10 protein-coding genes and 1 pseudogene are annotated in these 12,612 nt (G+C 38.2%); 6 read left to right on the forward strand and 5 right to left on the reverse strand.

The genetic code is table 11. From position 1 onward, the window contains the following. The first annotated feature begins 67 nt into the window (after window positions 1–67). Together ACFIJR_RS06445 and ACFIJR_RS06450 are read left to right on the forward strand one after the other, a co-directional pair. The gene (locus tag ACFIJR_RS06445) at window positions 68–2,791 is read left to right on the forward strand and encodes a valine--tRNA ligase (protein ID WP_375626592.1); all 2,724 of its coding nucleotides are present in this window, start codon (window positions 68–70) and stop codon (window positions 2,789–2,791) included. 1,142 nt (window positions 2,792–3,933) lie between these two features. Further along, complete coding sequence (locus ACFIJR_RS06450; RefSeq protein WP_375627143.1) at window positions 3,934–4,725, forward strand: tetratricopeptide repeat protein; 792 nt, start codon at window positions 3,934–3,936, stop codon at window positions 4,723–4,725. A gap of 102 nt (window positions 4,726–4,827) precedes the next feature. Here ACFIJR_RS06450 and ACFIJR_RS06455 read toward each other — a convergent pair whose 3' ends face one another. The 5 genes from ACFIJR_RS06455 to xth all read right to left on the reverse strand — a co-directional run bounded on the left by ACFIJR_RS06455 (window position 4,828) and on the right by xth (window position 9,009). Then, window positions 4,828–5,574: an amino acid ABC transporter ATP-binding protein gene (locus tag ACFIJR_RS06455; protein WP_375626577.1), complete on the reverse strand. Its 747-nt coding sequence runs from the start codon at window positions 5,572–5,574 to the stop codon at window positions 4,828–4,830. 11 nt (window positions 5,575–5,585) lie between these two features. Next, entirely contained in the window at window positions 5,586–6,302 is a 717-nt protein-coding gene (locus tag ACFIJR_RS06460) for an amino acid ABC transporter permease (RefSeq protein WP_273788550.1), read from the reverse strand. Between the two features lie 2 nt (window positions 6,303–6,304). Then, window positions 6,305–7,057, reverse strand: a complete 753-nt coding sequence (locus ACFIJR_RS06465; protein WP_375627146.1) for an amino acid ABC transporter permease — start codon at window positions 7,055–7,057, stop codon at window positions 6,305–6,307. A gap of 141 nt (window positions 7,058–7,198) precedes the next feature. Beyond that, entirely contained in the window at window positions 7,199–8,104 is a 906-nt protein-coding gene (locus ACFIJR_RS06470; RefSeq protein WP_375626581.1) for a transporter substrate-binding domain-containing protein, read from the reverse strand. Between the two features lie 122 nt (window positions 8,105–8,226). Then, window positions 8,227–9,009, reverse strand: a complete 783-nt coding sequence (xth, locus tag ACFIJR_RS06475; protein ID WP_375626583.1) for an exodeoxyribonuclease III — start codon at window positions 9,007–9,009, stop codon at window positions 8,227–8,229. A 495-nt stretch (window positions 9,010–9,504) separates the two neighbouring features. On the opposite strand from xth, the gene rpsL reads away from it, so the two are divergent. The 4 genes and pseudogenes from rpsL to ACFIJR_RS06495 form a co-directional block, all read left to right on the forward strand. After that, window positions 9,505–9,876 (forward strand): 30S ribosomal protein S12, encoded by a 372-nt coding sequence (gene rpsL / locus ACFIJR_RS06480; protein ID WP_005773262.1) that lies wholly within the window; start codon window positions 9,505–9,507, stop codon window positions 9,874–9,876. 18 nt (window positions 9,877–9,894) lie between these two features. Continuing rightward, the gene (rpsG, locus tag ACFIJR_RS06485; protein ID WP_015856589.1) at window positions 9,895–10,365 is read left to right on the forward strand and encodes a 30S ribosomal protein S7; all 471 of its coding nucleotides are present in this window, start codon (window positions 9,895–9,897) and stop codon (window positions 10,363–10,365) included. Between the two features lie 24 nt (window positions 10,366–10,389). After that, window positions 10,390–12,474, forward strand: a complete 2,085-nt coding sequence (gene fusA / locus ACFIJR_RS06490) for an elongation factor G (protein ID WP_375627149.1) — start codon at window positions 10,390–10,392, stop codon at window positions 12,472–12,474. A 62-nt stretch (window positions 12,475–12,536) separates the two neighbouring features. Next, window positions 12,537–12,612, forward strand: a pseudogene (locus tag ACFIJR_RS06495) (elongation factor Tu); the annotation flags it as partial.

Raw genomic sequence — 12,612 nt, forward strand, 5'->3', positions numbered from 1 at the left:
AATCACGGGTTTTTGATCGGGATTTGATCATGTATTGTGTTTTTCAGCGGCGTTATGGATGGATAGAATGTTAGAAAAAAACTATGATGCTGCCTCTATAGAGCAACGGGTTGCAAAGAGATGGGAGACTCGTGGGGCCTTTAAAGTGGGAGCTGGTTCTAAAAGCGGTGCAGAACCTTTTTGCGTTATGCTTCCACCTCCTAATGTTACGGGTTCACTTCATATGGGGCACGCGCTCAATACGACAATTCAAGATATAATAGTTAGATTTCAGCGGATGCGTGGCAGAAACGTCTTGTGGCAGCCTGGTATGGATCATGCTGGGATTGCTACACAAATGGTTGTAGAGCGTCAACTTGCAGAACGCCAAGAGCCAACGCGTCAAGAAATGGGGAGAGAAAAGTTTATTGAGCGTATTTGGGAGTGGCGTTATGAAACTGGAGGCGTTATTTCAAACCAGTTGCGTCGCCTTGGGGTTTCATGTGATTGGTCGCGTGAGCGGTTTACAATGGATGAGGGGTTGTCGCAGGCAGTTCGTGAAGTCTTTGTCACGCTTTATAAGCAAGGGTTGATATATAGGGATAAGCGCCTCGTCAATTGGGATCCTAAATTGTTGACAGCTATTTCAGATCTTGAAGTTGAGCAAAAAGAAGTTCAAGGACATTTGTGGCACTTTAGATATCCACTTGAGGGTAAAATTTTTGATCCAAATGATGCGACAACTTTTATAACAGTGGCGACAACACGACCAGAAACAATGCTTGGTGATACAGGAATTGCTGTTAATCCTGAAGATGAGCGTTATAAAAATCTTATCGGTAAAAATGCTCTTTTGCCACTTGTTGGTCGTAGGTTATTAATTGTTGGTGATACGCATGCTGATCCTGAAGCTGGAAGTGGTGCTGTAAAAATCACACCAGCTCATGACTTTAATGACTTTGAAGTAGGACAGCGTAATCATTTACGCTTGATCAATATTTTTACCCAAAAAGCCGAGATTTTTCTCCGTGAAAATGAAGCCTTTTTTGATGGTTTGATTTTGTCAGATGAATTAAAAATGTTAGTAGAAAATCTCGATAAATCTGATCGTTTTGTTGCGCGCCAGAAGATTGTTTCTTTGATGGAAGAACAGGGATATTTAGCCTCTGTTGATGATCATACCCATATGGTTCCTCATGGAGATCGCAGTGGTGTTCTTATTGAGCCGTTTTTGACAGATCAATGGTATGTTCATGCTGCTGAATTAGCAAAGCCAGCGATAGAGGCTGTTCAACAAGGCAAAACGCGGTTCGTTCCTGATAGCTGGAAAAAGACTTACTTCAATTGGATGGAAAATATTCAACCTTGGTGCATTTCTCGCCAATTGTGGTGGGGACATCAGATTCCTGCTTGGTATGGTCCTGATGGGACGGTTTTTGTTGAAAAAAGTGAAAAAGAGGCTTTAGATTCAGCTTATGCTCATTATGGTGAGGTTGTTGAATTAATCCGTGATCCGGATGTTTTAGATACTTGGTTTTCATCAGCTCTCTGGCCTTTTTCAACATTAGGATGGCCAAATAAAACGACTGAATTATCTACTTTTTACCCAACATCTTTGTCTGTGACAGGATTTGATATTATTTTTTTCTGGGTTGCTCGTATGATGATGATGGGACTTCACTTTATGGGTGACGTTCCTTTTCCAACGGTCTATGTGCACGCTCTTGTTCGGGATCAAAAGGGTGCGAAGATGTCAAAATCAAAGGGAAATATTATTGATCCCTTAGAGCTTATTGATCAATATAGTGCTGATGCACTTCGGTTTACTTTAGCTATTATGGCAGCACAAGGTCGTGATGTAAAACTTGACGCTTCTCGTATTGCTGGTTATCGTAATTTTGCTACGAAATTGTGGAATGCTACCCGATTTGCACAGATGAATGGTGTGAAGCATGATCCAACTTTTAAGCCAGAACAAGCAAAATTGGCGCTTAATCGTTGGATTTTAACAGAGTTATCTAAAACGATTTCAGCAGTGACGACTGGTATTGAACACTATAAATTTAATGAGTCTGCTGCCACACTTTACCGTTTCGTTTGGAATACATTATGTGATTGGTATTTGGAGCTTCTCAAACCTATTTTTCAGGGGGAAAATGAAGATGCTAAAAATGAGGTTCAAGCTTGTACTGCTTGGGTTTTAGATGAAGTTTATAAACTTCTTCATCCTTTTATGCCTCATATGACGGAAGAGTTGTGGTCTCTTACAGAAACGCAAGCCATCAAGCGTGAGGATATGCTCGCATTGACAAAATGGCCAGAGGAAACATTGATAGATGAAGAAGCTGCTGATGATATTAATTGGCTTATTGATGTCGTTACAGGGATTCGGTCTGTACGTTTTGAAATGAATATTCCAGTGGCAACACAAGCACCTCTTGTTGTTGTTGAAGGAGGGGAAGTAACGCGAGAGCGTGTGAAGCGTTATGATGCACTTCTTAAAAAATTAGCGCGTATTGAAGTTATTGATTTCTCTGATAAAGTTCCGGAAGTGTCGGCACAAATGATTTTGGGAGAGGCTGTTTTTTGTTTACCATTAGGACAGTTGATCGATTTGGAGGCTGAACGTGTTCGTTTGAGGAAAGATGTCAGTAAAATTGAACAAGATATTGAGAAAATATCGCTTAAGTTAAACAACCCCAAATTTATAGCAAATGCGAAAGCAGAAATTGTTGAGCGTGAACGGAACAGGGTTGTAGAACTGCGTGCAGCGCAGAAGAAGATATTTGTTGCTTTAGAGCGGTTGGATTGATTTCAACTTTTTACTTTTTTGTGGATGATTTCATACCATTAGGTTTGGTATAGATCTTCTTTAAAGAGACTTTTTCTTTTGTTAGTTTTTCATGAACGATCATAAAATCTCTACTGAAATCCATAGTTTTCTGTTTATCATTAAAAAAACATCTTTTAAGGTACCCAAGCCTATCTCATGACGGAGATCATGAATAGTATAACGGTAAATCTATTGAGCTCCCCTTCTTTACGCTTGTAAAGTAACAAGCGCTGTGGCGCTATCCCGCCCCAATCCGGACAAGGACTTGGCACTTAAGACCGTTCATGAGAGGCATTGTTAGTTCTTTCTTACACAGAGTTTTTATCCACATAGCTCTCTCTGCTTGTAATGTGCAAGCGGATGGTTTTGATTGATTCAACATGGAACAGGTTTTGAATAAGAGAATCTTACGATATTCGAGGGACTCATTCAATATGCAAAAAAGTAAATTATCATTATAAATCAGTACGTTGTTTTATTACTGTAAAACATCATCATTTAGAGTAGCAATATAAGGCATGTAAAATTACACATGTGGTATTTTTGTTGTATGTAATGGTGAGTATTCTGAGGTAGGGCTTGTGTATAAAGTATGAAGTAATTCCATGTGAAATGATGTTAGGTGGAATCTGTTAAGCAAAAAGCTGTATTGTTTATAGATTGACGGTGGCAAAAAACTTCATCTTTAAGGTGGTAAGGCAGTTGTGAAGTTATAAGTTAACGATCATCATTATATTTATCTATCTTTCGTATTGTTTTTTATACTTAAATGCTTACCATTCATCATGTATTCTCTTCGTTCTCAAGTTGCTGTTTAATGCACGTTATTTTATTGAGCGATTTTTACTTATACGTATAAAATTTTAAAATCAATAAATCCTAGAATGTTAAAGGAGGTGTTACAAAATATAGGATAATGATTTATATTTAAAAATCAATTTGTTATATATAAAAATGGATACTTAATTTTATCGAACATTTTGGATGGTTTTTATTTATTGATCTTTTCTTTTAAAATTTTTATTTTGAAATCGCGTGTGCTTTTTACTAAGAAAAAGGGTTTAAATATCTACAAAGAAATTTGTAACAGATATAATCATTAAAATTGAGATAGGGGGGAAATGGTTAATAGGTTTCAGATATGGAAAAAAGCCACTATTGTTGTGATTTTAGGGGGATTTTTTTCGACTGTTTATGCAATAGATGTCAATAGCTTGCAAGAAGCGAATGATGGTGCGTTTTATTTTTTTAAACGTGGTATGTCTGCTTATAAAGATGGGCATATAAATCAGGCTATTGCAGCATTACGTCGTGCGGCTAAGAGAGGCCATATTGGTGCGAATTGGAAACTAGGCTCTATCTATGCAAATGGTGATGGTGTCCCTAAAAATGATTATAAGGCATATTATTTTTTTGCATATATTGTTGAAAAAGGCACTGATCTTGGTTCAGAGGATGAAAGTTATGTTTCTGATGCATTGGTTAAACTTGCGGGATATATAAAAAAAGGTATTCCTCAATCACCTGTGAAACCTGATCCTTCTTATGCTGCTCATCTTTATATGCAGGCTGCGGTGAACTATGGAAATTCTAAAGCTCAGTATCATTTAGGAAAAATATTTTTAAAGGGAGAGGGAAGGGAGAAGAATCTTATACAAGCAGCACGATGGTTTCAACTTTCAGCAAAAAAAGGAAATCCTTCCGCCCAAGCAATGCTTGGAAATATGCTGCTTCAAGAAGGAAAAATTGTCCGTGGGGCAGCATTGTTAACTGCTGCCTATGAAAAAGCTAATGTAAAAGACAGAAATTGGATTCGCCCTTTGCAAGAACAGGCTTTTGCTCTTTGTAATGAATTTGAGAGACGTACAGCAATTTCACTGGTTGCTGATATTTTAAAAAATAACAGTTTTTAAACATCTGATTGTAATATTTTTACATTCTCTCATCCGTTATTAAACTCTACTGTCTTGTGTCTAAGTTTACAGTAGAGATAGCTTTTTGTGATAATATAACGGCTAATGACTTAAGATTTTAGACAAAAATTCTTGCGTTCTTGGTGTTCTCGCTTGTGGATCAGAAAAGAACTCTTTAGATGAACAGTCTTCAAGAATTGTTCCTTGATCTATGAAAATAACACGCTCCGAGACTTTTTGTGCAAACCCCATTTCATGGGTTACACAAATCATCGTCATACCTTCTTCTGCTAAGCTAATCATGACATCGAGCACTTCACCTACCATTTCAGGATCTAGAGCAGATGTTGGTTCATCAAAAAGCATGACAAGTGGATCCATAGTTAAGGCACGTGCAATAGCAACACGTTGTTGTTGCCCTCCAGAAAGTTGACCAGGATATTTATCTTTGTGTTCAATCAGCCCAACGCGTTCAAGATACAACAATCCACGTTCAAGTGCTTCTTTTTTGCTTCGTTTTAGGACTTTGATTTGCGCAATTGTCAAATTTTCTGTGACAGATAAATGGGGGAAAAGCTCGAAGTGTTGAAATACCATTCCCACCTGACTTCGCAATTTAGGCAGATTCGTTTTTTTTGAATGAACTGGTACTCCGTTAATCCAAATTTCACCTTTTTGAAAAGGAACGAGAGCGTTAATAGTTTTAATGAGTGTTGACTTTCCTGATCCTGATGGACCACAAACGACAACGACCTCTCCTTTATTAATGTTGGTTGTACAGTTTTTAAGGACGTTAATTTCGCCATACCAATTAGAAACATTTTTTATTTCGATCATATGAGTAGACATTTTTTTTCCTATTAGCGAATAATGGATACTTTTTTTTGTAAATACAAAACTATTTGTGACAGTGTAAAACAGATAACAAAATAGAAAACAGCTGCTAAGATATAAGCTTCTTGCTTTACACCAAAATTATTAGCAGCAATATCAAAACCATTTAAAAGACTGTTGCCACTGATTGCATAAACAAGGGTTGTATCCTGAAAAAGGATAATAACTTGTGTTAAAAAAACTGGTAGCATGTCCCTAAAGGCTTGAGGAAGAATGACAATGTACATACTTTGCCAATATGTCATTCCGAGAGCTTGTCCCGCATATTTTTGTCCTTGCGAAACTGAGTTTATGCCAGCACGCATAATTTCTGCAAAATAAGCCGTTTCAAATGCGGTAAAGGTAATGAGTGCTGATTTATTTGCACCGATGGATGTACCGGTTAAAAAAGGCAAAAGCACGAAAAACCATAAGATAACCATCACAAGTGGTATTGAACGCATAGCTGTTATGTAAACGATTGCAAACCAAGAAAGAAGTTTTATGGAAGAAAGGCGCATCATTGCTAAAAGGGTGCCGAAAACAAACCCCAATACCGTTGCAAAAAGAGTTAGAAAAACGCTAAAGAGCAAACCTGATAAAATGTAAGAACGAAATACATCAAAGGTAAAAAAGGAAAAATCAAAGTCGGAAAAATTGAAAGGAAAATAAAGTCCAAACTGAGAGCTTATGAAATTCATCATTTTCAATTTCCCTTTGTTTGAAAATTAGGAATTTTGAGTATTTGTTCAATGACGGTCATCACAATGAATACGAATAAGGCTATTAGAATATAAAGAATCGTAACAAGCAAATAGTTTTCGTAAACATGGCTTACCTCTTCAATTGCTTGGTATTGAAATTGCATGAGCTCGTTTATTGAAACGGCGAATGCTATAGATGAATTTTTTACAATGCCCATTGCTTCTGAAGTAAGAGGCGGCATAATTGTACGTATAGCACGTGGTAGTATTATATAGCGATAACTTTGATAAGTTGTAAATCCCATTGCCATAGCAGCATAACGTTGTCCAGAAGGAATCGCTTCAATGCCTGAACGAACCTGTTCTGCAATGCGTGCAGATGTAAAGAATCCCAATGCGCATGTTATTAAGAGAATGGGGGAAAATTTCATCGCTGGTGGATAAATCTTAGGAACAACAAAATACCACAAAAATACTTGTACAAGAAGGGGAATATTACGCATAATCTCTACCCAAATAGTACCGATAATGCGAAATATATAATTGATTATCGATGTTTTGGGTAAAGTGCGCATTGTTCCTATAATAACACCACACAATACAGCTAAGATAAGTGAAGTGATAGACAATATAACCGTATTTTTTAAGCCATCGAGAAGTGTATCTAAATAGGTATGACTTACGCCGGGAGTTCCCATGCATCCTGTTACCAGTGTTTGGGTAAGGTCATCTCTACAAAGGAAAGAAAAGTCCATTAATTGATATTCCCTCAAATTAGTCATTCACAAATAGGACAATAAATTAAGCGCATCTACATAGGCTAAATTTATTAAAAAGTGAATTAAAATATAAACCACACTCAATTTTTAAAGAGTGTGGTTCTTCTTTATTAAATTTTATAAATCTTTCTCTGTGTAGCTTTCTCGAGGCTTATTATTTGGGTGATCCCAAGCATATCTTGTTTGTTTTGACAAGGGAAGGTTCATAACAGTGTTAGCAGGTGGAATCGGTTTCATAAACCACTTATTGTAAAGCTTTTCAAGTGATTCATCTTTAATCTGACGTACGATACTATCGTTGATTGTTTGTTCAAATTTTTTGTCATTTAATCTGAGCATACAGGCGATAGGTTCGACTGAAAGTACAGTATCAAGAATGACATAATCAGATGGATTCTTTGATTTAGCAATATGTCCAGCAAGAATTGAAGCATCCATAACAAAAGCATCTGCCTTACCAGATTCTAATAATAAAAAACTATCTCCGTGATCTTTCCCCTTTAAAACTTTAAACTGAATGTTTTTTGCACGTTTGTTTTTACGAATAAGTTGAACAGATGTTGTACCGGTGGTCGTTGCGACTGTTTTTCCATTTAAATCGTCAAGAGATTTAATGTTAGAGTTTTTCTTTACAGCAATCCGGACCTCTTCAATGTATGTCGTATAAGCAAATGCTGCTTCTTTACTGCGGGCAATATCATTTGTTGTTGAGCCGCACTCAAAATCATAGGTTTTATTTTTTAAGAGAGGAATTCTATTTTGAGAAGTGATGGGAAGATAATGAATTTTAATTGGTTTACCAATTTTTGTTGAGATATCATCAATGATACGTTCTGCCATTTCTGTATGAAAACCTACATATTTATTATTACCAAGGGCGTAGCCTAAACCAGATGATTCACGGACACCTAAAGTAATTTCCCCTGTTCGTTTTATTTTTTCAAGAGTATCATGTTCAGCATGCGCGACGCTTGTGAAACCAATGGCCGTTGCTGCAATAAACATTAATAATGATTTCTTCATTTATGTCCTCCATTCATTTATCTTTACTTTAGCTGTTTAAGATATACTGTTTACATGGTGTAGCATAGTTATTATGTTTGAGTGGAATTTTTTTGGTGTTTCATAATGGGGGGTGTACTTTCTTAATTGATATTAAGGTGAATCCAAACGGGAACGTGGTCGGACGGTTTTTGATATCCCCTTACTTCTGTTTGACTATGAGCGCAAATAAGTTGATCAACAGCTTCTGGTGATAATAATAAATGATCAATGCGAATCCCATTATTCTTAGGCCAAGCACCCGCCTGAAAATCCCAAAAACTGAAGGAGGGAGTATCGGTGACATTCCGGATAGCATCGTAAAGACCTAAATTAAGAATACGTTGAAATACTTTTCTTGTTTCTTGAAGAAATAAGGCATCTTGACACCATTCTTGAGGTTTTTTTGCATCTAATGGAGCGGGGATGACATTATAATCACCTGCTAGAATAAGGGGTTCTTCATACGCAAGCAATGATTTTGCATGTGTATATAATCTTTCCATCCATTCTATTTTATAGGAATATTTTTCACTCTCAATAGGATTCCCATTTGGTAAATAGAGAGATGCAACACGAACAACACCTTTGTTTGTTGAATAAACAGCTTCAATGTAACGTGTTTGCTCATCATTATCATTGCCTGGTAATCGACGGATCACTTCATCCGGTGTTTTTTTAGAGAGAATCGCAACACCATTAAAACTTTTTTGTCCGTGTGTTTCTATGTGGTAACCTAAATTTTCAATTGCATCGCGTGGAAAATTTTCATCAATACTTTTAATTTCCTGTAAACAGACTATGTCCGGCTGGCTTTGCTGCAGCCATTGACATAATGTTTCATGTCGTGCTTTTATTCCAGCAATATTCCACGTTACTATTTTCATGGCGCTCATCATTAGATATCAAGCATGTAATTCAATTTAATTTACTGCATTCATGTTTTATTACAGTCACATTGCTGCTTCTTTTATTTATAGGGATATTACTATGGTAAATTGATTTATCAAGAGTAGCGGTAAAAGCAAATTTAAAGTTTTAAAATTTAATTTATTTTCATTTTTAAAAACTTTCTGCTGTTTAGTTCTTGACGAATGTAAGTGTTCTCGCTATTAGAGATGGACATAACCGATGTGGATGTGATCAGGTGTTTTGGATATGAACCGGAAGATTATTCACAGGTGTTAAGAAGATTAAAAGCAAATGCTAGTGCAAAAGGCTATTGCCTTCTCTGCTTGTGGTCGGGTGAACTGTTATTTGCAGGTGTGCCCGATTTTGTGTGTAGACTTAGATATCTGTTCCAATTTTGTTGGAGTGGATAGAAATGAAATAGAAAAGCCCGATTGGGTGAGACGAATATAGATCGAAAAGAGGAAGGTTGCATGCCTACCGTAAACCAGTTGATTCGCAAACCGCGTGTAGCGCCAGTTAAACGTAATAAGGTTCCTGCTTTGCAGTCGAATCCGCAGAAGCGTGGTGTTTGTACGCGTGTTTATACAACAACGCCGAAGAAACCTAATTCTGCTCTTCGTAAAGTTGCTAAGATTCGCTTGACGAATGGATTTGAGGTGATTGGTTATATTCCTGGAGAGGGACATAATCTTCAAGAGCACTCTGTTGTGATGATTCGCGGTGGTCGTGTGAAAGATTTGCCAGGAGTTCGTTATCACATTATTCGTGGTTTGCTTGATACGCAGGGTGTCAAGAATCGTAAACAGCGTCGTTCAAAGTATGGCGCAAAGCGTCCAAAATAATATTGAGAGACAAAGCTAATGTCCCGTCGTCATAGAGCAGAAAAGCGTGAAATTAATCCAGATCCTAAGTTTGGTGATTTGGTTATTATGAAATTTATGAATGCCATTATGTTTGATGGTAAAAAATCAGTTGCAGAGCGTATTGTTTATGGTGCGCTCGATTCTGTAGAAAAAAGAGTAAAAACAGATCCTGTGGCTCTATTTCATCGGGCCTTAGAGAATGTTGCTCCTCATATTGAGGTTCGCTCACGCCGTGTTGGTGGTGCTACTTATCAAGTTCCGATTGATGTTCGTCCTGATCGTCGTCAGGCTCTTGCTATTCGTTGGTTGATTGCTGCGGCACGTGGTCGGAATGAAACGACGATGATTGAGCGTTTATCTGGTGAATTGATGGATGCGGCTAATAATCGCGGTTCTGCCGTGAAAAAGCGTGAAGATGTTCATCGTATGGCTGAGGCTAATCGTGCTTTTTCTCACTATCGCTGGTAGAAGTTTTAAACTAAGGCAAATATAATGGCTCGCGAATATAAAATTGAAGATTATCGTAATTTTGGTATTATGGCGCATATTGATGCTGGTAAGACTACGATGACTGAACGTATTCTGTTCTATACCGGTAAGAATCATAAAATTGGTGAGACCCACGATGGTGCTTCTACGATGGATTGGATGGAGCAGGAGCAGGAGCGCGGTATTACGATTACGTCTGCTGCGACAACGACGTTTTGGGAAGGGCGTGATGGTCGGAAGCGTCGCTTTAATATTATTGATACGCCAGGGCACGTTGATTTTACGATTGAAGTTGAGCGCTCTTTGCGTGTTCTTGATGGTGCGATAGCCTTGTTGGATGCAAATGCTGGTGTGGAGCCTCAGACGGAAACTGTTTGGCGGCAGGCTGAGAAATATCGTGTGCCTCGTATGGTTTTTGTTAATAAAATGGACAAAATAGGAGCTGACTTCTATCGTAGTGTGGAGATGGTTGGTTCTCGGTTGGGTGCTAAAGCGCTTGTTTTGCAGTTGCCGATTGGTGCTGAAAATGACTTTGAAGGCGTTGTTGATCTTGTAGAAATGAAGGCTTTAAAGTGGGATGGTTCTATTGGTGCCTCGGCGGTGATAAGTGAAATTCCCTCTGATTTAAGAGAGAAAGCTGAAGAATATCGCGAGAAATTGATTGAGATGGCTGTGGAGGTTGATGAAGCTGCGACAGAGGCTTATTTGGAAGGTGTTATGCCAACCAATGAACAGCTTGTTTCTCTCATTCGTAGGGGGACAGTAGAAGTTCAGTTTCATCCGGTTCTTTGTGGTACAGCTTTTAAAAACAAGGGAATTCAGCCGCTTTTGGATGCTGTTGTTTCTTATCTTCCTTCTCCAGTTGATGTTCCGGCAATTAGTGGTATTGATGTGAAGACTGAGACTGAGACGACGCGCGAATCTTCAGATGATGCTCCACTATCTATGCTTGCTTTTAAAATTATGAATGATCCTTTTGTTGGTTCGTTGACGTTCTGTCGTATTTACTCAGGTAAAGTTCAGAAAGGTATTTCTCTTGAGAATACTGTGAAAAAGAAGAAAGAGCGTTTGGGGCGTATGCTTCAAATGCATTCAAATTCTCGTGAGGATATTGAAGAAGCATTTGCTGGTGATATTGTTGCTCTCGCAGGACTTAAGGAGACGACAACAGGTGATACTCTTTGTGATCCTTTGAAGCCTGTTATTTTGGAGCGGATGGAATTTCCAGAGCCCGTTATTGAGATTGCAATTGAACCGAAAACAAAAGCAGATCAAGAAAAAATGGGTATTGCTCTTAATCGTCTGGCAGCCGAAGATCCTTCATTTCGTGTTAAATCGGATGAGGAATCTGGTCAGACTATTATAGCTGGAATGGGTGAGCTTCATCTTGATATTATTGTTGACCGTATGCGCCGTGAATTTAAGGTTGAAGCAAATGTTGGGCAGCCTCAAGTTGCTTATCGTGAGTCAATTACTAAAATGGCGGAAATTGATTATACGCATAAGAAACAATCGGGTGGTGCTGGTCAATTTGCTCGTGTAAAAATTATTTTTGAGCCTCATGATGGTGATGACTTTATTTTTGAGTCAAAGATTGTTGGTGGTGCTGTTCCTAAAGAATATATTCCTGGTGTCCAAAAAGGGATTGAAAGTGTTATGGGGTCAGGTCCTCTTGCGGGCTTTCCTATGCTTGGTGTAAAAGCGACACTCATTGATGGTGGCTATCACGATGTTGATTCCTCGGTTTTGGCTTTTGAAATTGCTGCTCGTGCAGCTTTTCGTGATGGAGCAAAGAAGGCTGGTGCGCAGCTTCTTGAACCGATCATGAAGGTGGAAGTTGTTACACCAGATGATTATGTTGGTGATGTTATTGGTGATCTCAATTCTCGTCGAGGACAGATTTCGGGAACTGAAGCGCGCGGTATTGCAACGGTTGTGAATGCAATGGTTCCTTTGGCAAATATGTTTGGTTATGTGAATACCCTTCGCTCTATGAGTCAGGGGCGTGCACAGTATACAATGCAGTTTGATCATTACGAGCCTGTACCTTCGGCTGTTGCTTTGGAGATTCAAAAGAAATACGCGTAATTTCAGGTTGGTAATTAATTTTTAACTTAGTCCTTGGCTTGGACGGAAAATGGAGAGCTCAGATGGCGAAGAGCAAGTTTGAACGAACAAAACCGCATGTTAATATTGGTACGATTGGTCACGTTGATCATGGGAAGA

The organism is Bartonella sp. OD88NMGDW (genome assembly GCF_042193775.1).
In the GTDB taxonomy this organism is placed as follows: domain Bacteria; phylum Pseudomonadota; class Alphaproteobacteria; order Rhizobiales; family Rhizobiaceae; genus Bartonella; species Bartonella grahamii.

Bases quoted from the DNA above. Each gene is read 5' to 3' on its own strand.
- ACFIJR_RS06445 (WP_375626592.1), top strand. From the start codon at position 68: ATGTTAGAAAAAAACTATGATGCTGCCTCTATAGAGCAACGGGTTGCA.
- ACFIJR_RS06465 (WP_375627146.1), bottom strand. From the start codon at position 7,057: ATGGACTTTTCTTTCCTTTGTAGAGATGACCTTACCCAAACACTGGTA.
- rpsL (WP_005773262.1), top strand. From the start codon at position 9,505: ATGCCTACCGTAAACCAGTTGATTCGCAAACCGCGTGTAGCGCCAGTT.
- ACFIJR_RS06460 (WP_273788550.1), bottom strand. From the start codon at position 6,302: ATGATGAATTTCATAAGCTCTCAGTTTGGACTTTATTTTCCTTTCAAT.
- fusA (WP_375627149.1), top strand. From the start codon at position 10,390: ATGGCTCGCGAATATAAAATTGAAGATTATCGTAATTTTGGTATTATG.
- rpsG (WP_015856589.1), top strand. From the start codon at position 9,895: ATGTCCCGTCGTCATAGAGCAGAAAAGCGTGAAATTAATCCAGATCCT.
- ACFIJR_RS06450 (WP_375627143.1), top strand. From the start codon at position 3,934: ATGGTTAATAGGTTTCAGATATGGAAAAAAGCCACTATTGTTGTGATT.
- ACFIJR_RS06455 (WP_375626577.1), bottom strand. From the start codon at position 5,574: ATGTCTACTCATATGATCGAAATAAAAAATGTTTCTAATTGGTATGGC.
- xth (WP_375626583.1), bottom strand. From the start codon at position 9,009: ATGAAAATAGTAACGTGGAATATTGCTGGAATAAAAGCACGACATGAA.
- ACFIJR_RS06470 (WP_375626581.1), bottom strand. From the start codon at position 8,104: ATGAAGAAATCATTATTAATGTTTATTGCAGCAACGGCCATTGGTTTC.